The sequence below is a fragment of the Streptomyces sp. NBC_00236 genome, assembly GCF_036195045.1.
Lineage (GTDB): Bacteria > Actinomycetota > Actinomycetes > Streptomycetales > Streptomycetaceae > Streptomyces.
The window spans coordinates 8,130,307-8,153,891 of record NZ_CP108100.1 but is presented as its reverse complement, the minus strand read 5'-3'; the positions used below and the strand labels follow the sequence as shown (position 1 = coordinate 8,153,891).

Sequence of the window (23,585 nt, the reverse complement as noted above, 5' to 3'; positions counted from 1 at the left end):
TTCCGTACGGGGTGCGGGTGGTGATGTTGCCCTCCGCTCCCCGACCTGGACGAGGCACCCTGACATGCGACGTATCTCCGCTCGACGCCTGTTCGCCGCCGCATCGCTCGTGGCGACCCTGCTGGCGCCCATGGCGATGGGCTCCGCTCCGGCGGTGCATGCCGTGGGCGTCGACCGGCACGGCCGGGACGACTGCCCGCCCGGTGGCCTCGGTCCCGAGGTGAACGCCCGGCTGGACAAGGCCATCGCGGACGTCCGCAAGCAGGCCGGCATTCCCGGTGTCGTCGTCGGGCTGTGGATGCCGGGCAAGGGCAGCTACGTCCGCGCGACCGGCGTCGCCGACACCGCCACCCGCGAACCGATGGCCGCCGACTCCTACATCCGTATCGGCAGCGAGACCAAGACCTTCACCGTCACCGCTCTGCTCGAACTCGTCGACGACCATCGGGTGCGGCTGGACGACCCGATCTCCAGGTACGTCCCCGGGGTCCGCAACGGCAACCGGATCACGCTCCGTCATCTCGCGGAGATGCGCAGCGGTCTGTTCCCGTACACCGCCGACGCGGACTTCATCCACGACCTGCTCAGCAACCCGCAGCGCCACTTCACCCCGCGGGAACTGCTCGCGTACGGCATGAAGCACCGGAACACCTTCGAGCCGGGCGCCCAGTTCCAGTACTCCAATTCCAACCTCGTCCTGCTCGGCCTGGTGATCGAGAAGGTCAGCGGCCATCGGATCGAGGACGTCATCCGTAACCGGGTGCTCCGCCCGTCCCACCTGCGCCACACGCTCTTCCCGACGGGTCCAGGGTTCCCGGACCCGCACCCGCGCGGCTACACCGACCAGACGCTGAGCGGTGAGACCGAGGACGCCACGGACTGGAATCCCAGCTGGGCATGGGCCGCCGGTGCGATGATCTCCGATCTGCAGGACCTCCGCCGGTGGGCGAAGATCGTCGCCACCGGAGAACTGCTGAGCCCGGCGACACAGGCGCAGCGGCTCAGGACTCTTCCCACGGGCATTCCGGGCTTGAGCTACGGACTCGGCATCTTCGAGACCGGCGGGTGGATCGGACACAACGGTTCCCTGCCGGGGTACGAGACCGTGACCGTGTACCTGCCCTCGCAGAAGGCCACCCTGGTCATCATGATCAATACGGATATCACCAGCGGGTCCCAGGAGCCGTCCACGCTGCTCGCCCGGGCCGTCACCGAAGTCGTCACGCCGGGCAACGTCTACGACGGTTCGGTCACGCCACGCTGAGCACCGTTCCGTCGTACGGTGGTCGCACCTCGGGGGTCATGTCATCGAGGTGGCAGGCAGACTGTCCTTGTGACGACACTGAGCAAGGGCGCCAACATGCCGGTGACGGCATCCACCGTGAGAGCCGTCCTGGGCTGGTCGCCGGGGTCCGGCGTGCCGGATGTGGATGCCTCCGCGCTGCTGCTGGCGAGCGGCGGACGGGTCCGGTCCGACGACGACTTCGTCTTCTACAACCAGCCGCGGCATGCGTCCGGCGCCGTACGTCACCTCGGCAAGCAGGCGGCGGCCGACTCGCTCCATGTCGATCTGGGCGGGCTGGGACCGGACATCGAGCGGGTCGCTCTGTGTGCTTCGGTCGACGGTGGGACCTTCGGGCAGGTCCCCGGCCTTCATCTGCGGCTGTTCGACGCGGCGTCCGGTGTCGAGTTGGCCCGCTTCGACATGGAGGCCGGCGCGGAGACCGCCTACGTGAGCGGCGAGCTCTACCGGCGCGCCGGCGGGTGGAAGTTCCGCGCCGTCGGCCAGGGATACACGGACGGTCTGGCCGGGCTGGCGACGGACTTCGGAATCAGCGTCGACGAGGAACGGCCTTCCGCCGCCCCGACGGCACCGCGCCCCGCTCCGGTCCTGCCCGCGGTCCCCGTGCCACCCCCGGCCGGCCGGGCGGAGCCCTTGATCCGGCTCACCAAGGGCGAGGAGAATCTGCCGGTCGACATGCGCAAGCGCCTGTCGCTGCGCAAACAGCAGATCGCCGTCAGCCTGACCAAGCACGGCCTGCCCCGGCTGACCGCACGCGTCATCCTCGTGCTCGACGCGTCCGGATCGATGGGCGGCCTCTACACACGCGGCACCATGGCCGGTGTCACCGAACGGATGGCGGCCGTCGCGGCCCAGCTCGACGACGACGGGGAGATGCAGGCCTGGACGTTCGCCAGCAATCCCGCCCGGCTGCCCGACCTCGTGGTCGGTGAACTGCCCGAGTGGCTCGCGCTGCACGTGCGCGTCGGACAGGTCGGTCTCTTCGGCCGCAGGAAGCCGCCGAGGGGTCTGCGTCCGGGGCAGGTCGACATGCGCGCGGTCGGGATCCAGAACGAGGAGCAGAAGGTCATCGCCGAAGTGCGCGCCTTCGTGCGCGACCATCCGGTGCCCGAACCGACCCTAGTCCTGTTCTTCTCGGACGGAGGCGTGTACCGCAACGACGAGATCGAGCGGGAGCTGCGTGCGGCGGTGGAGGAGCCGGTCTTCTGGCAGTTCATCGGCCTCGGCCGGTCGCAGTACGGGGTGCTGGAACGCTTCGACACCTTGCCCGGCCGACGGGTCGACAACGTCGGCTTCTTCGCCGCGGACGACATCGAGACGGTCCCTGACGCGGAGCTGTACGACCGGCTCCTGTCGGAGTTCCCGTCCTGGCTGAGGACTGTCCGCAGGCTCGGCATCCTGCGCTGACCGTCCGCCGGCTGCTCGCGCGCGGTGGAGGGCCGGGCCGGCGGCCCCGCCCTCCACCGCCCGTCGGTGGGTTACGGGGTCACGGCCGTTCCGCCGAACGTCACGACGAGGTGGCCGTCCGCAGCGAACGACCAGTCCAGGGGTCCGTCGTACGCGGAGCAGCGGGAGCCGTTCGAGCCGGTCCAGAACTGGTTCGAACTGTCGGCGTCGCCGACCGTCTTGTCGTTCGACCCGTCGTCACTGCGGCAGGAGGTGTTGTTGCGGTAGACGGAAGTGCCCTTGTCGAAGGAGAAGTTGCGCTCCTCGTTGTCGACGGCGACGTTGTCGGACACCGTCATCGAGCCGGGGTTGCTGTTGTACGTGAATCCGTGATGGCCGTTGTCGTAGGCGATGTTGCGGCGTACGACGTGGTCGACCTCGATGTCGTCGCCGCCGAGCTTGAAGCCGTTGCGGTCACCGTCGGCGTTCACGGTCCCGTCCGAGAGCGTGCCGTTGCTGTAGGAGAGGGAGTCCTCGATGGTCACCGGGCCGATGGGGCCGGTCTCGTTCTTGGTGTAGAGGTCCCAGCCGTCGTCGATGTTGTGGTGGGACACCGTGTAGCGGAAGACGTTCCCGGGGCCGGAAGTGAGCTTGGAGGCGAAGCCGTCGGCGTCCTCGCCGTCGGAGTCGGCGTTGTCGTGCGACTCCGAGCTCAGGATGAGGTTGTTGGCGGGCCACTCGTCGTCCGGGGTGGTCGAGGCGATCCGTGAGATCTGCAGCCCCGAGTCGTGGTTGAAGCGTGTCACGACGCGTTCGACGACGTTGTTGCTGCCGCCGACGAAGATCCCGTTGTCGCCGGCGTGTTCGACGACGATGCCGTTGATGTGCCAGAAGTCCCCGTTCACGGCGAGCCCTCGGTTGGCCGGGTCCTCGCTCATCTCCGCGAAGTTCAGCACCGGGCTTTCGCCCGGGTAGGCCGCGAGGGTGGTGCGGGCACTCGACGAACCGTCGTTGCCCGGCGGGATGGTGACGGTCTGCGCGTAGTGGTACGTACCGCCGCGCAGGTAGACCGTGCCGCCGGAGTCGACGCGGCTGATGGCCGAGGCCAGTGTCGTCGGGTCAGCCTCCGTTCCGGCTGCGCCGTCGGTGCCGTCCGGCGCCACGTAGAGGGCGGCGGCGTCCAGCGGCGCGGAGACCGCGGGTGATGCTCCGGCCCGGTGCAGGGTGGGCGCCGCCTGAGCGGTCGCGCCGCTCACGGCGGCCAGTGAGCCTGCCAGCAGGCTGACGCAAGCGATGACGGGTTTGATCTGCATCGTTCGACTCCAGGTGGGGTTGGTTCGTTCGACGAGTTGGTGTGGCGCGTTCGTGCGGTTGCGGGGTCCGCCTCTGGGTGGGGCGGCGGACCGGGCAACCGTGCTGCCGGCTTGGCGATGTCGGTGCGGGCGCAACCGCGGCCACGTCAGGGAAGAAGCGTGAGCGCCCTTCTGTCGAGGCATCGGTCATGGCACCGTGTTTGTTCGAGTCCATGAACGGGGTCTCACGGAGAGGAACGTTCATCAGGTCGTGCAAGCGCTTTCCATAACCCTAGGCGTCGACCATGTTCACGTCAATGGACATGTATCTGAAACATAGACATGCTTGTGAACCACATCGATCCTGAGGCGTGGCGGTCATCCCGGCGGCCGCGGCGGTGACCGCGCGCCGGGCGCCCTCGGCCGCTTCCCGTATATCGCCGCGCCGCTGTCCGGCAACAACCCGTTCGGTGATGCCGCTGACGAACACCCGGCGCCGCTCTTCCCTCACGGGCGTACGGTGCGCGCCGAAGACGCCGCCGCTCAGCGCCGGCTTCCGCACCCGGCCGCCCGGCCAGCGCGGCTACTCCCCGCATCCCGCCGCGCATTCACCTCGCACACCGGGTCGCATCTGTCGTATTCCTATGAGTGACACATCAAGTACCCAGCCTCAGACCGGAGTCAGACGTGCCGACAATGAACCGGAACCGCATCCCCCTGGGCGCCATGGCAGTCGCATCCGCGGCTGTCGTGCTGACCGGATGCGGCACCGACGTACCGCCGCTGGAGTTCGGGTCAGCGAAGCCGTCCGGCGCCCGGCTCGACGCACAGCCGCCTCAAGGCAGTTCGCTCCCTGTGGCACAGTGGCCCGACGCGTGCCAGGCCTTGAGCGACGAGGAGATCCGCGCGATCCTGCCGCAGGCGGAGGACTTCGAGCGTGAACCCATCAAGGTCACCGTCCTCAACTTCAACCCGCTCGCGGAGTCGGCCCCGGGGACCACGGGCGACGTCCCGAAGGGTGGCTGCAAAACCGCGTTCGGTCTGCCGGACGAGTACGAGAGCGAGCACAACAGCAACGTCCGCATCGTGTTCCAGAGCGTCGCCGACCCGGCCCTCGTGGCGAAGGGTTACGCGAAGGACCAGGAGTACGCGGCGAAGAACGGCGGCCAGGACCCCGAGAAGTACCGGGACCTCGGCGCCTCGCTCGGCCCGACGGGGTGTTTCGTCGAGGACGATGACCAACTGGTCTGCCACCAGGGGCCGTACGAGTTCGAGGTGAGCGGATCCTCGACCGCGGACGGTGTCGGAGAGTACCCGGAGGCCGACAGGAACTGGCGGGACAAGGTCCTGACCGAGGTGGTCCGGACCCTGAGCGCCCGTATGGCCGGTCGGGCATGACGACGAGCGGGCGCCCTGCTTTCCCACGGGTGGGAACAGGGCGCCCGCTCGTCGCACGAGGGCCGGACGTGAACGGGGGCAGGGCCGGCACGGTCGTTCCCGGCTGCCGCACCTCCGTCAGGGAGCCTCCGCGGTCTTCACCCGGGTACAGGTGACCACCCGGATCCAGCCGTCCGCACGTTCATCGGGGAACGTCAGCACCACCTTCCCCTCGGCGCGGCCGACCCGCATCCGGCGATAGCCCGTGTCCTGGTCGTCGGTCAGTCCGCCCGACACGGTGTAGGCGCCGGCCAGCGCCTTCTCCACGTCGTCGGGCACGTCCTGGACGACATGCGACCGGCGTCCGGTCATCGTCACCGACAGGCGGCCGGCGTCGAGAGCCCACGTACCTTCCTCCGACCAGGGACTGTCCACACCGCCTCCCGTCATGAGCCAGTCGCCCTCCTTCGACACCGCGATGCGGGCGCCGGCTCCGTTCTCCGCCTCGAACTCCCAGCTGCCGTCGAGGAACGCCCCCAACGTCCGGAACCTCACGTCGGTCGAACCCCCGTCACGTGAGCAGGCGGAGACCGCGGCGGCCACGAACCCCGCCATCACGTACCGCAGTACGGTCCGGCGCCCCATCAGCCGGATGATGTCCCTGGTCTCCACGGGCTCTCCCCCTCCCCCGCTCGCCGTAGTGCCGCAGGACACGACGCCTACCGGGCAGGTCCGGGTTCCCCTTCCCCCCGGGCAGGGCCCGTATTCCGCCTCACTCGGGCCGCGTTGGCCGCGCGTCCCGCTCCGCCGCCTCGGCGACGCGTTTGATGTGTGCCAGCCGCCGGTCCCAGTCGGCAGCCAGGGAGGCCATCCACCGTGCCGTCGCGTCGAGCGCCGCAGGCCGTACCGCGTACCGCACCTCGCGTCCGACCCGGGTGCCGGAGACCAGCTCGGCGGCATCCAGGACGGCGAGGTGCTTGACCACCGCCTGCCGTGAGACGGGAAGCCGCTCGGCCAGGGTGGTCGCGGTGGCCTCGCCCCGTGCCGCGAGCAGATCGAGCAACTGGCGGCGCGTCGGATCGGCGAGGGCGCCGAGGACATGACTCACGGCGTCGGCGGCGCCGGTACGTTCTTCCGTCATGTGGCGGGCTGTTCGGCACGCGTCTTGAGCGCGTCGAGCTCCAGGGGCCAGCCTCCGGTGTGGTCCTTGAGGTTCTGACTGCGCAGTTCCTCGGAACCCGCCAGCGCCGCGAACCCGCTCTCGACGACGCGCAGCCGCGTCCGGTCACCCTCCTGGGTCAGGGTGAACTCCACGAGGGTGCTGTTGTCCTCACGCAGTTCCTCGCCCGGGAACGCGCTGGTCCAGCGGTATGCCAGGAACGTCGGCGGCCTGACCTTCTCCACACGCACCGGGAAGTCGCCGTGCTCCGCGTGCTTCGCCACCATCGATTCCCCTTCCCGTGCCACGGTGCCCGGCAGGCTCGCCTTGTCGGCCACCCAGAAGCCGGGCTGGGCCACCAGTGACCAGACGCGCTCCAGGGACGCCTCGATCAGGGTTTCGCGTTCGATCCGGTCCTCGCTCATGAGCTGACTTCCTTGTCTCGTCGCCATTCGAACTTGCAACTCCAGGGTTGCACAACGAGGTTTCACGCGCAACCCGCGCGTTGCACTACCCGAAAAGGGGGTATCGGGCACCCGTCCTACGATCAAGCAGTTGTTCATTCGAACATCGAGCTGGTAGAAAGTACTCATGAGTGTCGCCACCCGTCTGGACCTGACCCTGCGACTGGTGCAGGGATCCGACCGTGTCTCCGTCTCCGAGCTCTCCCGGCGCCTGGGCGTGTCGGAGATGACCGTGCGCAGGGACCTCGACGCCCTGGAAGCCCAGGGCCTGGTGCGGCGCGTGCACGGCGGAGCCGTGGCCACGCGGTCCCGGGGCGAGGACGCCGGATTCTCGGCGCGAGAGCCGTGGCAGGCCGCCACCAAGGACCACCTGGGCGGTGCGGTGGCCGCGTTGGTCGAGCCGGGATCCCGGGTGCTGCTGGACGCGGGGACCACGACGGTGCACGTGGCCGAGCACCTGGCGGCACGGGCTCCGCTGACGGTCGCCGTGCTGAGTCTTCAGGCCGCGCTGTGCCTTGCCGACCGGCCGGGCATCGAGCTCCTGGTCGTGGGCGGGCGCTCCCGGCCCGGTGAGCGGTCGTTCGTCGGTCCGCTGGCGCTGCGGACGCTGGAGTCCTTGGCGTTCGACTGCTTCGTCATGTCCATCGGCGGTGTGCACGCCGAGGACGGCTGGTCCGAGTTCTCCCTGGACGACGCCGCCGTCAAGCAGGCCGGGCTCGCTCGTGCCGATCGCACCATCGCGGTGGCGGACGCGACCAAGCTCGGCGTACGCGCCTTCAGCCGGGTGGCGCCCCTCGACGCCGTGCACTGCTTCGTCACCGACCGGGCCGCCGGGAGCGCCGGCACCCACCCCAGTGGTCCGCAGACCCTGGACGCCCTGCGTGAGGCAGGCGTCGAGACCGTGCTGGCCTGACCTCCGCCCCTGTCCCACCCCACCCCACCCCACCCACCCCCGATCGAGGAGCGCCGTCGTGGCCAACGATCCCCGTTCTCTGATGATCCTCGTCGCCGGCCCCTACCGATCGGGCACCGGCGACGACCCCCACAAGCTGGAGGCCAACGTCCGCGCGATGAACGAGTCGGCCCTCGTTCTCTTCCGCGCCGGACACCTGCCCGTCACCGGCGAGGCCCTCGCCCTGCCGCTCCTGGACGCCGCGGGAAGCACCCGGCCCGGCGACCCGCTGTTCGACGAGATCTTCCATCCGGTCGCCGAGCAACTCCTCGCCCGCTGCGACGCCGTTCTGCGGATCGGTGGCGCGTCCCGGGGGGCGGACCGGATGGTCGCCCGGGCCCGCTCCCAGGGCCTGGCCGTCTACACCGGCCTCGCCGACGTCCCGGCCGCCCGATGACCGCCGGCCTCGACACGCCTGACCGCCGTGGCCGTACCGGCCTGGACCGGCACGGCCTCGATCTGACCGGCAACCCCCGCGTGCGGATCCACGATGTGGAGGTGCTGTCCTGCGACTGGTACGTCCTGCGCAGGACGACCTTCGACTACGAGCACACCGACGGACACGTCAGCCGTGAGCAGCGGGAGACGTACGACCGCGGTGACGGGGCGACGATCCTGCTTTACAACACCGACCACCGCACCGTGCTGCTCACCCGTCAGTTCCGCCTGCCCGCGTACGTCAACGGGCACCCCGACGGCATGCTCCTGGAAACCGCGGCCGGGCTCCTCGACGGTGACAGCCCGCACACAGCGATCCGTCGCGAGGCCGCCGAGGAGACCGGACACGTCATCGGCACTCCCGAGCACGTCTTCGCCGTCTACATGAGCCCCGGGTCCGTCACCGAGCGCCTGCACTTCTACGCCGCACCGTACGACCCGGTGGACAATCCGACCGGGACGACGGGCATCGCGGCCGAGGGCGAGGACATCACCACCGTCGAGCTCCCGTTCGCCGAGGCGCTGGACAGGGTGCGCGACGGCACGATCGTCGACGCGAAGACCATCATGCTGCTCCAGTGGGCCGCTCTGGACGGCCCGTTCAGCAGGCCGGGCCCGCTCCCCCGCAGAGACTGACCGCAGCCGTCGGCGGCCGACGGCCGCGGTCAGAGACCGGCGAGCAGGCCGTCGAGCGGGGCGGGTACGTCGTCGGGGTCGAGCGCCTCGACGAGGACGCGGCCATAGTGGATCTTGCGCCCCTTCTTCGTACCGAGAAAGCGCCGCACGCGCTGCTGCGGGGTACGGCCGCGCTGGGCCGGCTGGTGCAGGAAGGTCTGGAAGGCGCGCCCGTCGCCCTCGACCTGGATGAGCTCCTCCACGCGTGTCACGCCCAGGGCGCGGATGAGCTCGTCCTCCAGATCCGCCGCGCAGACGAAGAACTCCTCCTGTGCGGCATCCGCGCGCTCCAGACCGCGTGTGTAGTAGGGCCGTTCGGCCTCGTCACACAGCCCCGTGAGCCGAAGGCCCAGTCCCGGCGGCCCGAGCAGGCGGGCAAAGCGTCCGACGCTCATGGCACCGCCCATCGGCAGGACGCAGATGCCCTCGGCCGCCAGGTTCCGCCCGCGGCTCGCGGCCAGGGCGTTCACCGCCGCGGAGTCGCTCGGCCCCTCCAGCAGCACGGCTGCCCGGACCGGAAGCCGCGCGGCCAGTTCACGCGCGGGCCCACCGGGGCCGCCGGCTGCCCACGCGACGACGGTCTCCCGGAACAGTTCCATGTCGGCCACGGAACGAGTCTCCGCCTTTCCCTGCTCCGGCGGTAGTGAATTACCGCCCTCGTCCGACCGCACGTGAAGGATGACGCGCATGACCCCTGTGATCGAGGTTCCGGTTCCCGACGACGCCGCAGCCCTGGGCCCCCTGCAGTTGAGAGTCTGGTTGCAGACCTACCCCAACGCGGAGGCGGGCGTCGACGAGGCCTGGATACGCGAGCACCGCGGCTTCTCCGCAACTGCGGAAGGCATCGCCCGGCGCCGGAGGGCGGCCTCGTCCGTCGACTCGCCCCCGCTGCACCGAACCGATGCCACCCGGCGCGCAGACGGAGGGCACAGCGCCTGCGTCAGCGCCGTCGCAGGGAGGCGATCGAGGTGACGACGGTGGCGCACACCCGCCTCGGCGGCAGCCAAGGTGCCACCGCAGGAAGGAGCCGTTCGCTGCGCACGGACGCCGACGCGCCGATCGCGCGCACCTTCTCGACGTCGACCCGGTTGATCTTGTCGCGCACCTGTGCGAGATCCGGGCGGGGGCGGGCCGGATGCGCCGCGGGCCCGGCCGGTGCCGCACGCGCCCTGTGTGCGGCACTGCCCGAACAGGCGACCCTCAGCACATCGGAGCAGCAGCTTCTGAGGGAGTGGCTCGACCGCCTCGCCTCCGACGACCCCAGGAGCCGACGGGGAAGCCGTCGCGCATACGGCACCTGCTGCAGACGCCCGGGCGGCGACCGGCCCGGGCGTCAGTCGGCGGCCGGCGTGCCCAACTGCTCCCGGTACACCCGGGCCGTCTCCACCAGTGCGTCGAGGGTCTCCCTGGTCCGCAGGAGGTCCTCGATGTGCAGGGAGAGCCGATCGCGCTCCTCGGCCATCCGCTCCAGCGCGGAGTCGGAGTTCTCCCTGCTCGGCGCGTCGACGCAGGGCAGCAGTTCGGCCACGGTGCGGCTGGACAGGCCTGCCGCGTAGAGGCGCTGGATGAACGCGACCCGTTCGACCGACTCATCCGTGTAGTGCCGCTGCCCGCTGGAACTGCGGACGCTGGCGAGCAGGCCCTGCTCCTCGTAATAGCGCACGGACCGCACGCTCACCCCGGCTCGCGACGCGAGCTCCCCGATGCGCACCGAACCTCCCGGTTGTGTCCTGCGTCACAGGGCTTGCCCCTGACGTCAATGTGAGGTTTTAGCGTAACTGCATGCCCGAGGTCCGGGCATCGCTGAACGCTAAGGAATCCTGACGTGACATCCCTTTTCACCGGCTCCTCCCTCGCCGGTCTGGCTCTGCCCAACCGGATCGTCATGGCTCCCATGAGCCGGGTACGGGCCGCAGCCGGCGGGCTTGCGACGCCGTCCATGGCCGCCTACTACGCGCAGCGGGCCAGCGCCGGGCTGATCGTGAGCGAAGGGGTCCAGCCGAGCACGATCGGGCAGTCCAATCCGGGGACTCCGGGGCTCCACACCGACGAGCAGGTCGCATCCTGGCGCCCCGTGACCGCAGCCGTCCACACCAATGGCGGACGGATCTTCGCCCAGATCATGCACGGCGGCCGGGTCTCGCATCCCGACACCACCGGCGTACAGCCGATCGGGCCGTCAGCGGTCCCGGCCGTCGGTGATGTGTTCACCCCGACCGGTCCCCAGCCCGCACCGATGCCCCGCGCCCTGGAGACCGCGGAGGTGCCCGAGCAGGCGGAATCGTACGCCCGGGCCGCCCGTCGCGCCGTCGATGCCGGCTTCGACGGGGTGGAACTGCACGGCGCCAACGGCTACTTGATCTCCCAGTTCCTCTCGTCCAACGCCAACCTGCGCACGGACCGCTACGGCGGCCCGGTCGCCAACCGGATCCGCTTCGCCGTCGAGGCCGTCGCCGCCACCGTCGACGCCGTGGGCGGTGCCAGGACCGGGATCCGTCTCTCTCCCGGCGGGTTGTTCTGGGGCGTCGAGGAGAGCGGGACCGTCGAGCTGTACACCGCGCTTCTGGCCGAACTGGCCCGCCTCGAAGTGGCCTACGTACATCTTGAGGCCACTGCCGAGGAGGAGGTTCTCCTCACCCTGCGCCGGGCGTGGCCGGGCGCGCTGATCGTCAATCCCACCGTTCCGATGGGGCCCAAGCAGACCGGAAGGGACGACGCCGACCACTGGCTCGGGCAGGGGGCCGACCTCATCAGCTTCGGCCGCGCCTTCATCGCCAACCCCGACCTCGTCGAGCGGCTGCGCACCGGACTTCCGATCGCCCCGGTGGACGAGTCGACGTACTACCAGGGCGGTGATGCGGGCTACCTCACCTACCCGGCCCATCAGTACGCGGCCTGACTCCCCCGCCCGCGTCCCCTGGGGCGGTCTGGTCCATGTCGGTCTCCTTTCGCCGGGTGTCCCGCAGGTGCGGACGGCCTCGTGTCCCGTCGTCCGCACCTGACCGGGCGGCACCCGGCCGCGCCGGCCAACGGGCCGCCCTGCGGGCGTTCCCGCCCGGGGGCGCAGGGGTTCTGACGCCGGGTCGGGAGCGGTCGGCCGCAGACGGCCGGGCGCCCCGGCTTCCCCGTCGCCCGGGCCGACGGGCGGGAATCGCGGCACGTGACGCACGCCATCCTTTGCGCCCGCGATCTCTGGGAAGGTCTCCGGTACGGTGTCGAACGCTCCCGGCCCGAGCGCCATGGAGCGCTTCGCCACCGCCATCTGATCACCGGATGCCGCTACGTGTATCCCGTGCGACATCGCCTGTCCTGAGGCCACGCGCCCGTGACACGACTGGGGAGTTTGATGTTCGACAAGGTATTGGTCGCCAACCGCGGGGAGATCGCGATCCGGGCGTTCCGCGCGGCGTTCGAGCTCGGGATCTCCACCGTGGCCGTGTACCCGCACGAGGACCGCAATTCCCTCCATCGCGCCAAGGCCGACGAGGCCTACCGGATCGGGGAGCCCGGGCATCCCGTACGGGCCTACCTCTCGGTGGAAGAGGTGATCAAGGCCGCCCGGAAGGCCGGCGCGGACGCGGTCTACCCGGGGTACGGCTTCCTGTCGGAGAATCCGGACCTCGCGGCCGCCTGCGCCGACGCCGGGATCACGTTCGTCGGTCCGCCGGCGCCGGTACTGAACCTGACGGGGAACAAGTCCCGGGCGGTCGCGGCCGCCCGGGCGGCCGGCGTTCCGGTACTGAAGTCGTCCGAGCCCTCGGAGGACGTCGACGCGCTCGTCGCGGCCTCCGAAGACATCGGCTTCCCCGTTTTCGTGAAGGCCGTCGCCGGTGGCGGCGGGCGCGGGATGCGCCGGGTCGCGGAGCCGGGTGAGCTGCGCGAGGCGATCGACGCGGCCATGCGTGAGGCCGGGTCCTCGTTCGGCGACGCGACGGTCTTCCTGGAGCAGGCGGTGATCAACCCCCGCCACATCGAGGTGCAGATCCTCGCCGACGCCGAGGGCAACGTCGTCCATCTCTACGAGCGCGACTGCTCGTTGCAGCGCCGCCACCAGAAGGTGGTCGAGATCGCGCCCGCCCCGAACCTGGACCCTGAACTGCGGGACCGGATCTGTGCCGACGCGGTCGCGTTCGCACGCCACATCGGGTACGTGAACGCGGGCACCGTCGAGTTCCTCGTCGACGAGCGCGGCAACCACGTGTTCATCGAGATGAACCCGCGGATCCAGGTCGAGCACACCGTCACCGAGCAGGTCACCGGACGCGACCTGGTGATCGCGCAGCTGCGCATCGCCGCCGGCATGACCCTGCCCGATCTGCATCTCACGCAGGACGACATCACCCTCAACGGCACGGCGCTGCAGTGCCGCATCACGACGGAGGACCCGGCGAACGGGTTCCGGCCGGACACCGGCACCATCTCCGCGTACCGCTCGCCGGGCGGACCCGGCGTCCGGCTGGACGGCGGCACCGTCCACACCGGGGCCGAGGTGTCGGCCCACTTCGACTCGATGCTGGTCAAACTGACCTGCCACGGTCACGACTTCACCAATGCGGCCCGGCGTGCCCGCCGGGCGATCGCGGAGTTCCGGATCCGCGGAGTGGCGACGAACCTGCCGTTCCTGGGGGCCGTACTGGATCAGCCCGACTTCCGGGCCGGGCACATCACGACCAGCTTCATCGAGGAGCATCCGGAGCTGATCCGGGCCCGGCCGTCGGCCGATCGGGGCAGTCGCATGCTCGGTTACCTCGCCGAGACCACCGTCAACCGGCCGTACGGCCCCCGGCCCTCGGTCATCGAGCCCGCCGACAAGCTGCCCGCCCTGCCGCCCGGCACACCGCCGGCCGGGTCCCGGCAGCGCCTCGCCGCCATCGGTCCCGAGGCCTTCGCCGCGGAGTTGCGCGCCCAGTCGGCCGTAGCCGTCACCGACACCACGTTCCGCGACGCCCACCAGTCACTGCTGGCCACCCGGGTCCGTACCCGTGATCTGCTCGCCGTCGCCCCGCACGTCGCGCAGACCGTGCCGCAGCTGCTGAGCATCGAGTGCTGGGGCGGGGCGACCTACGACGTGGCGCTGCGCTTCCTCGCCGAGGACCCGTGGGAGCGGCTGGCCAAGCTCCGGGAAGCCGTGCCGAACATCTGTACGCAGATGCTGCTGCGCGGGCGCAACACGGTGGGCTACACGCCCTATCCCACCGAGGTCACCGAGGCGTTCGTCGCCGAGGCCGCGACCACCGGGATGGACATCTTCCGGATCTTCGACGCCCTCAATGACGTGTCCCAGATGCGTCCGGCGATCGACGCAGTCCGCGCCACCGGCACCTCGGTCGCCGAGGTCGCCCTCTGCTACACCGCGGACCTCTCGGACCCGGGCGAGACCCTGTACACGCTGGACTACTACCTGCGTCTGGCCGAGCAGATCGTGGAGGCGGGTGCCCATGTGCTCGCCATCAAGGACATGGCCGGGCTGCTGCGTCCGCCCGCGGCCCGCACCCTCGTCACGGCGCTGCGCGAGCGGTTCGACCTGCCGGTCCATCTGCACACCCACGACACCGCCGGTGGACAGCTGGGCACGCTGATCGCCGCGATCGACGCCGGCGTGGACGCGGTGGACGCCGCGGTCGCCTCCATGGCCGGGACCACCAGCCAGCCCCCCATGTCGGCGCTGGTGGCCGCCACGGACCACACCGAGCGCGCGACGGGCCTCTCCCTCCAGGCAGTCGGCGACCTGGAGCCCTACTGGGAGGCGACCCGCAAGGTGTACGCCCCCTTCGAGTCCGGGCTGGCCTCGCCGACCGGCCGGATCTACCACCACGAGATCCCCGGCGGGCAGCTGTCCAACCTGCGCCAGCAGGCCATCGCGCTCGGGCTGGGCGACCGGTTCGAGCTCATCGAGGACTGCTACGCCGCGGCCGACCGCATGCTCGGCCGGCTGGTGAAGGTGACGCCGTCGTCGAAGGTGGTCGGCGACCTGGCGCTGCATCTGGTGGGCGCGGGGGTCGAGGCGTCGGACTTCGAGTCGGACCCCGGCAAGTTCGACGTGCCGGACTCCGTGATCGGATTCCTGCGGGGTGAGCTGGGCGACCCGCCCGGTGGCTGGCCGGAGCCCTTCCGCACCCGCGCACTGCAGGGCCGTCCGGCGAAGGCGCAGACGCCGCACCTGTCGGACGAGGATCTCGAAGCGCTGCGGGAGTCGCCGCGCGCGACCCTGAACCGGCTGCTGTTCCCCGGCCCGACCAAGGAGTTCAACGCCCACCGCGAGGCGTACGGGGACACCTCCGTTCTGCCGACGCAGGACTTCCTGTACGGCCTGGAGACGGAGACCGAGCACACGGTCACCCTCGACCCCGGTGTCACGCTGCTGATCGAGCTGGAAGCGATCTCCGAGGCGGACGAGCGCGGCTTCCGGAGCGTGCTGGCCACGCTCAACGGGCAGTTGCGGCCGGTTTCCGTACGCGACAAGTCCGTGGCGACCGATGTGAAGGCGGCGGAGAAGGCGGACCGCGGCAACGACGGCCACGTCGCCGCACCGTTCGCCGGCGTCGTGACGCTCCAGGTGGAGGAGGGCGCGTCGGTGTCGGCCGGCCAGACGGTCGCCACCATCGAGGCGATGAAGATGGAGGCCTCGATCACCGCCCAGGCGACGGGTGTCGTGCGCCGCCTGGCGATCGGCAGGGTGCAGCAGGTCGAGGCCGGCGATCTGCTCATCGAGGTCGGCTGAGGTTCCGGGCCCGTCCGGATGTCCTCGGACGGGCCCGCCGCGCGGTCTCAGCCCAGCCGGAACACCGGACCGCGCGGTGTGAACGGCAACGAGGCACCCTGTGGGATCAGGAAGGCGTGCTCGCGCCGGATCCTCAGGGTGTCGCACCACCCGTCGGTGATGACGAGCACCGGGGCCGTCGGCGGGAAGTCGTCGGCCCGCTGCAACAGGTCGATACCCGGCTGGAGTTCGGTACCGCCCCGGCCGCGGACCCGCACCCGGCCGGCGACCTCGGCCGGCGGCAGGTACCCGGCGTCGTACGCTGCCGCGTCGCAGAACACGACGCGCGCCGCGGGTACGTCGCGTGCCTCCGCGTACGAGGCGATGGCGCCGAGCGCCTTGCCCAGGAGGCCGTTGTCCATCGAACCGGAGGTGTCCAGGACGACGCCGAAGGTGCAGCGCGCCGTCTCCTGCGGGGGGAAGTACCGGCCCGCGCGCGGGATGTCGGGGGTCGACGCCTGCCTCCGTGCCGGGCGCGCGTAGGACCGTACGGGCTCGGGCCGCGGGACGTACGCGTCGAACCAGCGGGCGAGTGCGGCGTCCCACGGCACGGGCGGGTGGGCCAGCGCCCGGATCTCCTCGACGAGTCCCGAGGGCAGAAGGCCGCGCTTCCCGTACTGGTGCAGGTCGAAGCCCTGGGCCAGCCCGCGGCGGTAGAACTCGTCCAGGTCGGCGTACGCACGGGCCTCCGCGTGCGGCAGCGGTTCGCCCAGGATGTCGCCGGCACCTCTGCCCCGCAGCGTGGCTAGGCGGCGCTGTCGGCGCAGGTCGCTCGCGATGCGGTCGTACACCTCCTCGGCGGACAGCCCGCGCAGGCCGGGGTCGTACAGGAGCCCTTCGGGCATGTCGCCGACGCGCATCTGGACGAGCCAGTCGTTGACGATGTAGTCCGCCGCGACATTGAACAGGAACGGGTCGCGGCCCCCGCGGCGTTCGCCATGGCGCAGGGCGGCGTGCAGCATCTCGTGGGCGAGGACGAACCGCCACTCCTCCTCGCTCAGCGCCCGCAGCGGGTTGACGTAGATCTCGCCCGCCACGGAGCTCACGGCGGCGATGGAGATGCTCTGCGACCGGGCGAGTTCGGCATCGGCCACGACGGTGAGACCGGCGGCGAGACCTCCGAGCAAGGGGTAGGAGGAGACGAACCAGTTCAGGGCCCGGTCCCAGGGGTGTTGTGGCGCGCGTGCGCCGCCGACGCTGTCGCGGCGGCCGCCCGCCACGTCCATGGCGGCGGAGACGCTGCGGGTGAGGGCGCGCGCGAACGAGGTCTCCCAGTCGGGGACGGCGGAGTTGTGCCACGTCGGCCAGGCGGTGAGGACCTGGTCGGGTTGTCCGCCCGCGGTTCCGCAGTCCTCGTACAGTGCGGGGATGCCGTCGCGGCGCCAGCGGGCGGCAAGCTGCTCCTCGTCACCGCCGGGGTAGGAATCCGGCAGGTCGACGGGGGGACGGCCGGTCGGATGGGTGAGCAGGAAGCGGTTGACGACCACGCAGCGTGCCGCGAGATCGAACCGGTCGGGCTGCTCGCGCGGGCCGTGGGCGGCGGCCGGCACATGACCGAACCCCAGATGGAGCAGGCAGTGGGCCAGAACCCAGGCCCACTCGGCCGGATCGGCCCGCTTCGTGGGATGGACGTGGACGGTGCCGTTGGAGGTGACGACGGCCAGTCCCCCGGCCGGAGTCAGGACGCAGTCGGGCTGTCTGCACACGGACGCCTCGACGGCGGCGAAGGCCGGGTTGCGCCGGGCCAGGGCGAGCCCGGCGGCGAACGCCTCGGTGGCGGGATCGGGCGCTCCGCCCTTGCCTCCTTTCCGGCCCTTGCTGTTGGCCCGGTGGCCGGTGGTCGCCCTCATCGCCTGGCCTCGACCAGCCGGGGCATGTCGCGTGCGGCTTCGACGAGGAACCAGGCGGGCAGCACCGGCTGGCCGTCGGCGTCGTCCGCGATGACGGTCTGCGCGACCTCGACGGAGATCTCGGCGAGGTGCACGAGCAGCGACTTGGCCCGGTAGGCGGTCTGCCGCATCGACGCCGAGACGTGTTCCTTGCGCCGGGGCAGCTCCTTCACGAGCCGTCCGCGGAACGCCTCGGCCAGGTAGTACAGCAGGTCACGGTCCTCGATCCGGGCGGGCCAGGATGCGTCGCCCTTCAGGATCGCCTCGATGCCGAAGGAGTGGCGCACGATCTTCGCGTACCCGCAGAACGAGACGGCGTGGGCGGGGGTGAGCGTGCCGTGCACGATGACCTTCAGCGTCTCCTCGTCGATGTCCGGCCCGAAGGAGTGCAGCGCGTCGGAGAGCATGTGCCAGGACCGGGGCGTGGAGAAGGCTTCCTCGCTCTTGGGCGGCTGGGACCAGAGGTGGTCGGGGCGGTCGACGAGGTAGTCCGTCACCCACGGATGGATACCGTTCTCCCCCGCCCACACCAGCCAGTCCGCCGGCGAGGCCCGCAGATGGACGTGGGTGAGGCGGTTGACCAGCGCGGACGCGATGGGCCTTGCCAGCGCGTTGTCCGTGGCACGGTTGCCGGCGCCGATGACGACGGAGCCGGCGGGCAGCTCGTACGATCCGATCCGCCGGTCCAGGATCAGTGAGTAGAACGCCTTCTGGACGTCGGGGGTGGCGGCGTTGAGCTCGTCGAGGAAGAGGCAGTAGGGCTCGTCGCGGGCGATGGCCTCCGGCGGGCAGAACACGGAGCGCCCGTCGCGGATCTGCGGCACGCCGATCAGGTCCTCCGGTGCGAGCTGCGTCCCGAGGAGGCTGACGCACTCCATTCCCAGCGATTCGGCGAACTTCCGCACGAGCGACGACTTCCCGATGCCGGGCGCTCCCCAGAGGAACACGGGCCGCACGGTCGCGAGCCCCAGCAGCAGTTCGGGGATCCGGGCGGGAGTGACGGTGACGGCGGCCTGCACGCTGGTGAGTTCCTCAGGTGGTCGGGAGGCGAAGCCCGCTCAGTATGCGGAGGCAGGATGACGACGCGCAGCCGAATTTTGCCGCGGCGTCCGCCGTCGTCCGGTGCGGCCTCAGGAAATGTAGCGGCGGAATCCCTGCGCCGCGGCGTCGAAGCCACACGCTTCGTAGAAGGTGTGGACGTACGCGTCGTCCGCGGCCAGCAGTTGCACCTTGTAGCAGCCTTCCGCCGCGGCGAGGTGGACGGCCGCGTCCATCAGCCGGCGGCCGACGCCGCGCCGTTGAGCGGTGCCCGCCACCACGACGTTCTCCACGAACAGGATGGCCCGGCCACCCCGGGTGAGGTTCGGCATGACCAGGCAGTCCGCCGTGCCGGCAAGGGTGTCGGCGGCGTCGGCCACCAGGACGGTGCGTCCGCGCTGCCGCGTGATCCGTTGCCACACGTCGTGCGCGGACGCCGGGGGCAGCGGGGCATCGTCCGGGTTCAGTTCGCCGTAGAGGGCCAGCAGTGCCGGCAGGTCGTTCTCGGCCGCCGGCCGCACGGTGATCTTCATGGGACGAGCTTGGGCGTGGGCCCCCCGTCGGCCCGGCCCTCATGTCAGTGTGGAGCCATGACCATTGACGTTCGCCCGGCATCGGACTTCGAGGATGTCCGTGCGCTCCTCGGCCCGAAGTCACCCGACGCCAACGTGTGCTGGTGCCTGAGCTACCGGATCCCGTCCCGGCTCAACAACGAACTGCGCGGTCCGGTGCGCGGTGAGTACGTCGCCGAGTTGTGCCGGGGGAAGCTCCCGCCCGGAGTTCTCGCGCACGACGGCGACGAGCCGGTCGGCTGGGCCGCCGTGGCGCCGCGCTCCGCGACCACGTTCGCACGCAGCCGCAGGATTCCGCACGTCGACGACCTTCCCGTCTGGTCGCTGTGGTGCATCCGCGTGCGCCCCGGTCATCGGAAGCAGGGGATCTCGCACGCCCTCATCGCCGGCGCCGTCGCGTTCGCCCGCGCCAACGGCGCGCCGGCGATCGAGGCCTACCCGGTCGACAACGGTGACGTCAGGGTCGACCTGACGATGGCGTACGCCGGGATCCGGAAGAACTTCGAACGCGCCGGGTTCACCCATGCCGCCGACACCACGTCCGTACTGGCCGGGCATCCCCGGGTGCTGATGCGCCTCGGCCTGCGCTGACGTCCCGGCCGTACGGATGTGCGCTCACCGCCGGCGCAGCTCGCCGAACCACCTCACGATCGCCGTCGTGGCAGCGACGTTGGATCCCAGGTGGCGCGACTCCCGGTAGTCGACTTCTCCCAGATCGACGACCGGGACGTGTACGCCGTTTCGCGCCAGAGCCGCCCGGCAGTGCTCCGTGTTCTCCGTGGTGGCCTGCTCGTCCCCCGTCGCCATGTAGAGCCGGAGCGGAGCGCGGGGCCTCCAGTCGGTGCACACGGCGTCGGTCGTACGCAGGGCTGCCGCCAGTCCCCCGGTCGGGTGTGTGAGCAGGGCGAGGCCGTGCTCCGTCAGCAGTTCGTCCAGCGAGTCCGGGATCCCCTGCATCAGTTCCAGCCCCGTGTGGGCCCCGTCGAAGAGATCCTCGACGGTGTGCGCGTAGGTACCCCGGAAGACGTCGGCGGGCCGGTCATAGATGGAATGCAGCCGGTTGAACGCCACCAGCGTGTACGCCGCGTACACCACACCGGACTTCTCATCCAGCGTGCCCGCGACCAGCGCGGGCAACTCCGCACCGCCGAAGTCGTACGCCCCGCTGACCGGAGCCAGCGCGCCCAGCCCGAACCAGCGGTCCTCGCCCGCCTCCAGAGCCCTGCCCAGCCCCAGCGCGGCCGACGCCCCCTGTGAGAAGCCGGTGACCAGGACCTCGCGATCCAGTACGTGTCCGGTACGGGGCGCGAAGGCGCGGGCGGCCCGCAGCATGTCCAGCGAGGCGGTGGTCTCGGAGCCGATGTCCATCCACGGGTGCAGGCCGGGTCCCTTGCCCAGCCCCAGATAGTCGGGCGCGACTGCGGCGGCACCGGCCGCCGCGTGTGCGATCACGGGCGCCGAGTGGAACACGGCTCGCCGCATGGACGGCGAGTCGTCCTTGTGGGAGCCGGTGCCGTGCGCGAAGGAGACCGCCCGCAGGTGGCGTTCCGTGCCGAGCGGCACCGCGAACAGCCCGCTGGCCGTAGTGGGTCGTCCCTTCGCGTCGACCGTCCGGTAGATCAGCCGGTACGCGACCACTCCGTGGCGTACCGTGTCGTCCCCGAACCCGGCGGTACGCAGTTCGGCAGCCGCGGCTTGCGGGCTCGCGAGCGCGTACAGCTTCTCCGCGGAGACCAGCGTCCCCCGGCCGGACTCCTCGTGCTGCGCACGCTGTTCGGAGACGGCGGCGACGGCCGGCGTGGTGGCTCCGGCGACGGCCGGACCGATCAGCAGCGCGCCGCAGCAGACTGCCGCCACGTGCGCCCTCAAACGTACGCGATGACGGGTCACTCCGAGCGCGGACGGGGTGGGCGAGTGAGCCACAGGTTCCTCCAAGTGCGGTTCGACAGCGGTCACTTCACCCTCGCGTGTCGCGCACGTGGGCACACTGGTGCAGGCCCCCGGGCACACTTGGTGCTTTCCCCCTCAGGCGGTGGGCCTGTCGGCGCGCGTCGCCCGGAGCGCTGTCCGGCTGGCCCGTGAAGGCCGGCTGACCGCCCTGGACGTCGATCCCCGGGCCCTGCCGGATGCCGCGCTCGCCCTGCTGGACGAGGGTTCGGGCACACCGGAGTGGGCGCGCCGGTTCGCGGCTGATCCGGTCGTCGAGCACAGAGAGAAGCTGGCTGCCTGCCCCGGCCTCCCCTCCGATGTGATGAAGCTGCTGGCCGGGGACGCGGACGTGCGGGTGGTCGCCGAGTTCGCGCTGTGGGCCCCGCCGGAAGTCGCCGGTGGACTCGCGGAGCATCCGCACGCCGAGGTGCGGCGCGCGCCGGCGCACAACGAGGCGACGCCACCGGCCGTGCTGGCCGCGCTGGTCACCGGTGAGGGGTTGCCGCCCGCCCGGCGGTGCCTGGTCTGTGACAGGGAGGAGACACCCTTCGTCCATGACCGGCAGTGCGGAAGGCCCGACTGCGATCTGCTGCCGGGGGCCGCGTGCGACGGTTCCCACGAGTCCACCGTGTTCGACATGGTCTTGGCGGCGCTCCGCAACCCGGCCACGCCCACCGAGGTCGTCACCGGCTTTGCCGTCCTTGTCATCCAATCGAGGCGTTTGACAGCGAACTCAGTCGTTTCGGCTTTTCTGACAGTGAATCTAGTCGGAAGGGTGATCACGCTGGGGTGTCGAATGTCGGTATCGACAGGGGTGGAGAGCACTGCCCCGTACGTCGAGGTGTCGTGTCGTGTGGACCACAAGCGCGGGAGTAAGCGGCGTCGTCCTTTGCTGGACTGCGTGACGGACAGGTTCGAAGACGCGGTGCCAGTGCGGCCGTTTCGGTGGTCGTGGGGTGGGCGCCATTTCCCGGGCTGGTACTGGGCGGCGACTACAGGGCAGCACGAATCCCTTCGCCTGGCGACAGGACCTGGCCCACCGCATCGCCCAAGAGGCCCTCAAAGGGATGCCGATCCGCACGCTCGCAAAGCGCCACAACCTCCGCTACGGGGACGTCCGTTCCGCTTCGCCCTGGAGGTCCCACGCCTGGTCACCGCAGAGACGCGTCAGCTGACCGACCCCATCACTGGCGAACTCGCTGACCTGGTCGAGGGCTTGATCGGTGGGCTGCACACCCGACCGTGCCCGGCCCCACACGACTGCCTTGCCCTGTCGATGGTCAGCTGATCGTTGACCGTTCGGCGTCCGGGTCGGCTTCCCGGGTGGCGGCCCAGGTGGCGAGGAGGCGCAGACCTTCTTCGGATGGCGAGCCGGGCTCGGCGGTGTAGATGGTGAGGGAGAGGCCGGGGGCGGCGGCCATCTCCAGGCCCTCGAAGGCGAGAGCGAGGTCGCCGACGGCGTGGTGGTGGAAGTGCTTGGTGCCGGTGCCGTGGTGGCGGACGTTGTGCGCACCCCACCGGGTACGGAAGGCGTCACTGCGGGTGGACAGCTCCCCGACCAGGTCGTGGAGGTCCTTGTCGTGCGGGTTGCGGCCGGCTTCCGTACGCACGATGGCGACGGTGATGTCGGCGAAGGCGTCCCAGTCGGGGTAGAAGCGTCGGGCGGCTGGGTCGAGGAACGTGAAGCGGGCCAGGTTCAGCTGGTTGTCGGGCGCGGTGTAGAGGTCGCTGTAGAAGGCACGGAAGAGCTGGTTGGCGGCGAGGACGTCCATCCGGCCGTTGCGGACGAATGCCGGTCCGGCGGTGATCGCATCCAGGGTCCATTGCAGGCTGCGGTGTGGTGTCCACTGCCGGGTGGCGGCACGGCGACGGGGGCGGGTGAGGGCATCGGAGCCGTCGGCGGCCCGGGCCAGGTTCAGCAGGTGGGCGCGTTCTGCGTCGTCGAGCCGCAGTGCGCGGGCGAGGGCCTCCAGAACGGCCGGGGAGACCCCGGCGAGGTTGCCGCGTTCCAGTTTGGAGTAGTACTCGACGCTCATGTCGGCCAGGGCCGCGACCTCGCTGCGGCGCAGGCCCGGCACACGGCGTCGGGGTCCGGAGGGCAGTCCAGCCTGGCCGGGGGTGATCTTGGCGCGCCGCGAGGTGAGGAACTCGCGGACCTCCTCGCGGTTGTCCATGTCTTCGACGGTACGTCCTGCACGCGTCCATAGGGATGTACTGCCAGTACACCCTTTGCCAGTGACTCGCTACGCGCGTGGAGAGGGCGTTATCTGGGAGGCATGGTGCTTCTCCTCCCGGCTACGAAGGCGGAAGGCGGAGCCCCGCACCCGGCTCGGGCGGTCCGCCGTCCAGGG

General features: G+C 70.7%; 23 protein-coding genes. 11 read left to right on the top strand and 12 right to left on the bottom strand.

Going from position 1 to position 23,585, the window contains the following annotated elements:
* The first annotated feature begins 64 nt into the window (after positions 1–64).
* A complete protein-coding gene (locus OG446_RS36350; RefSeq protein WP_328898039.1) occupies positions 65–1,264 on the top strand; it encodes a serine hydrolase domain-containing protein in 1,200 nt (399 codons plus the stop codon).
* 69 nt (positions 1,265–1,333) lie between these two features.
* Positions 1,334–2,710 carry a VWA domain-containing protein gene (locus tag OG446_RS36345; protein WP_328898038.1) on the top strand — a complete coding sequence of 459 codons (1,377 nt, stop codon included), beginning with the start codon at positions 1,334–1,336 and terminating at the stop codon, positions 2,708–2,710.
* A 71-nt stretch (positions 2,711–2,781) separates the two neighbouring features.
* On the opposite strand, the gene OG446_RS36340 is transcribed toward OG446_RS36345, so the two are convergent.
* Positions 2,782–4,002: a right-handed parallel beta-helix repeat-containing protein gene (locus tag OG446_RS36340; RefSeq protein ID WP_328898037.1), complete on the bottom strand. Its 1,221-nt coding sequence runs from the start codon at positions 4,000–4,002 to the stop codon at positions 2,782–2,784.
* Positions 4,003–4,707: 705 nt separating this feature from the next.
* Here OG446_RS36340 and OG446_RS36335 point away from each other — a divergent pair.
* Positions 4,708–5,379 carry a hypothetical protein gene (locus tag OG446_RS36335; RefSeq protein WP_328898036.1) on the top strand — a complete coding sequence of 224 codons (672 nt, stop codon included), beginning with the start codon at positions 4,708–4,710 and terminating at the stop codon, positions 5,377–5,379.
* A 117-nt stretch (positions 5,380–5,496) separates the two neighbouring features.
* Here the strand turns inward: OG446_RS36335 and OG446_RS36330 are convergent, their stop codons facing one another.
* The 3 genes from OG446_RS36330 to OG446_RS36320 all read right to left on the bottom strand — a co-directional run bounded on the left by OG446_RS36330 (position 5,497) and on the right by OG446_RS36320 (position 6,942).
* Positions 5,497–6,030: a hypothetical protein gene (locus OG446_RS36330; RefSeq protein ID WP_328898035.1), complete on the bottom strand. Its 534-nt coding sequence runs from the start codon at positions 6,028–6,030 to the stop codon at positions 5,497–5,499.
* Positions 6,031–6,130: 100 nt separating this feature from the next.
* Positions 6,131–6,499: an ArsR/SmtB family transcription factor gene (locus tag OG446_RS36325; protein WP_328898034.1), complete on the bottom strand. Its 369-nt coding sequence runs from the start codon at positions 6,497–6,499 to the stop codon at positions 6,131–6,133.
* The gene (locus OG446_RS36320) at positions 6,496–6,942 is read right to left on the bottom strand and encodes an SRPBCC domain-containing protein (protein ID WP_328898033.1); all 447 of its coding nucleotides are present in this window, start codon (positions 6,940–6,942) and stop codon (positions 6,496–6,498) included. The genes OG446_RS36325 and OG446_RS36320 overlap by 4 nt, the downstream gene beginning before the upstream one ends.
* A 166-nt stretch (positions 6,943–7,108) precedes the next feature.
* On the opposite strand from OG446_RS36320, the gene OG446_RS36315 reads away from it, so the two are divergent.
* From OG446_RS36315 to OG446_RS36305, 3 genes are all read left to right on the top strand, one after another.
* Positions 7,109–7,894 (top strand): DeoR/GlpR family DNA-binding transcription regulator, encoded by a 786-nt coding sequence (locus tag OG446_RS36315; RefSeq protein ID WP_328898032.1) that lies wholly within the window; start codon positions 7,109–7,111, stop codon positions 7,892–7,894.
* A gap of 82 nt (positions 7,895–7,976) precedes the next feature.
* Positions 7,977–8,330 carry a DUF4406 domain-containing protein gene (locus tag OG446_RS36310; protein ID WP_328898529.1) on the top strand — a complete coding sequence of 118 codons (354 nt, stop codon included), beginning with the start codon at positions 7,977–7,979 and terminating at the stop codon, positions 8,328–8,330.
* On the top strand, positions 8,327–9,007 hold the full coding sequence (locus tag OG446_RS36305; RefSeq protein ID WP_328898031.1) for an NUDIX domain-containing protein: 681 nt from the start codon (positions 8,327–8,329) through the stop codon (positions 9,005–9,007). The genes OG446_RS36310 and OG446_RS36305 overlap by 4 nt, the downstream gene beginning before the upstream one ends.
* A gap of 29 nt (positions 9,008–9,036) precedes the next feature.
* Here the strand turns inward: OG446_RS36305 and OG446_RS36300 are convergent, their stop codons facing one another.
* On the bottom strand, positions 9,037–9,654 hold the full coding sequence (locus OG446_RS36300; RefSeq protein ID WP_328898030.1) for a TOPRIM nucleotidyl transferase/hydrolase domain-containing protein: 618 nt from the start codon (positions 9,652–9,654) through the stop codon (positions 9,037–9,039).
* 79 nt (positions 9,655–9,733) lie between these two features.
* On the opposite strand from OG446_RS36300, the gene OG446_RS36295 reads away from it, so the two are divergent.
* Positions 9,734–10,018 carry a hypothetical protein gene (locus OG446_RS36295; RefSeq protein WP_328898029.1) on the top strand — a complete coding sequence of 95 codons (285 nt, stop codon included), beginning with the start codon at positions 9,734–9,736 and terminating at the stop codon, positions 10,016–10,018.
* Here OG446_RS36295 and OG446_RS36290 read toward each other — a convergent pair.
* Both OG446_RS36290 and OG446_RS36280 read right to left on the bottom strand, forming a co-directional pair.
* Positions 9,987–10,151, bottom strand: a complete 165-nt coding sequence (locus tag OG446_RS36290; protein ID WP_328898545.1) for a hypothetical protein — start codon at positions 10,149–10,151, stop codon at positions 9,987–9,989. The genes OG446_RS36295 and OG446_RS36290 overlap by 32 nt on opposite strands.
* Before the next feature lie 228 nt (positions 10,152–10,379).
* A complete protein-coding gene (locus OG446_RS36280; RefSeq protein WP_328898028.1) occupies positions 10,380–10,757 on the bottom strand; it encodes a MerR family transcriptional regulator in 378 nt (125 codons plus the stop codon).
* Positions 10,758–10,871: 114 nt separating this feature from the next.
* On the opposite strand from OG446_RS36280, the gene OG446_RS36275 reads away from it, so the two are divergent.
* On the top strand, positions 10,872–11,945 hold the full coding sequence (locus OG446_RS36275) for an alkene reductase (protein WP_328898027.1): 1,074 nt from the start codon (positions 10,872–10,874) through the stop codon (positions 11,943–11,945).
* Between the two features lie 447 nt (positions 11,946–12,392).
* On the top strand, positions 12,393–15,767 hold the full coding sequence (locus OG446_RS36270; protein ID WP_328898026.1) for a pyruvate carboxylase: 3,375 nt from the start codon (positions 12,393–12,395) through the stop codon (positions 15,765–15,767).
* A gap of 47 nt (positions 15,768–15,814) precedes the next feature.
* On the opposite strand, the gene OG446_RS36265 is transcribed toward OG446_RS36270, so the two are convergent.
* The 3 genes from OG446_RS36265 to OG446_RS36255 all read right to left on the bottom strand — a co-directional run bounded on the left by OG446_RS36265 (position 15,815) and on the right by OG446_RS36255 (position 19,266).
* Positions 15,815–17,656: a vWA domain-containing protein gene (locus tag OG446_RS36265; protein WP_328898025.1), complete on the bottom strand. Its 1,842-nt coding sequence runs from the start codon at positions 17,654–17,656 to the stop codon at positions 15,815–15,817.
* On the bottom strand, positions 17,653–18,714 hold the full coding sequence (locus tag OG446_RS36260) for an ATP-binding protein (protein ID WP_328898024.1): 1,062 nt from the start codon (positions 18,712–18,714) through the stop codon (positions 17,653–17,655). Before OG446_RS36260 ends, OG446_RS36265 begins: the two co-directional genes overlap by 4 nt.
* Before the next feature lie 111 nt (positions 18,715–18,825).
* Complete coding sequence (locus tag OG446_RS36255) at positions 18,826–19,266, bottom strand: GNAT family N-acetyltransferase (RefSeq protein ID WP_328898023.1); 441 nt, start codon at positions 19,264–19,266, stop codon at positions 18,826–18,828.
* Positions 19,267–19,323: 57 nt separating this feature from the next.
* Here OG446_RS36255 and OG446_RS36250 point away from each other — a divergent pair, with 57 nt between their 5' ends.
* Positions 19,324–19,896 carry a GNAT family N-acetyltransferase gene (locus OG446_RS36250; RefSeq protein ID WP_328898022.1) on the top strand — a complete coding sequence of 191 codons (573 nt, stop codon included), beginning with the start codon at positions 19,324–19,326 and terminating at the stop codon, positions 19,894–19,896.
* A gap of 24 nt (positions 19,897–19,920) precedes the next feature.
* On the opposite strand, the gene OG446_RS36245 is transcribed toward OG446_RS36250, so the two are convergent.
* Positions 19,921–21,162 carry a lipase gene (locus OG446_RS36245; RefSeq protein WP_328898021.1) on the bottom strand — a complete coding sequence of 414 codons (1,242 nt, stop codon included), beginning with the start codon at positions 21,160–21,162 and terminating at the stop codon, positions 19,921–19,923.
* Between the two features lie 121 nt (positions 21,163–21,283).
* On the opposite strand from OG446_RS36245, the gene OG446_RS36240 reads away from it, so the two are divergent.
* Entirely contained in the window at positions 21,284–22,522 is a 1,239-nt protein-coding gene (locus tag OG446_RS36240) for a hypothetical protein (RefSeq protein ID WP_328898020.1), read from the top strand.
* On the opposite strand, the gene OG446_RS36235 is transcribed toward OG446_RS36240, so the two are convergent.
* Positions 22,515–23,408 (bottom strand): helix-turn-helix transcriptional regulator, encoded by an 894-nt coding sequence (locus OG446_RS36235; RefSeq protein WP_328898019.1) that lies wholly within the window; start codon positions 23,406–23,408, stop codon positions 22,515–22,517. The genes OG446_RS36240 and OG446_RS36235 overlap by 8 nt on opposite strands.
* Positions 23,409–23,585 lie beyond the last annotated feature (177 nt).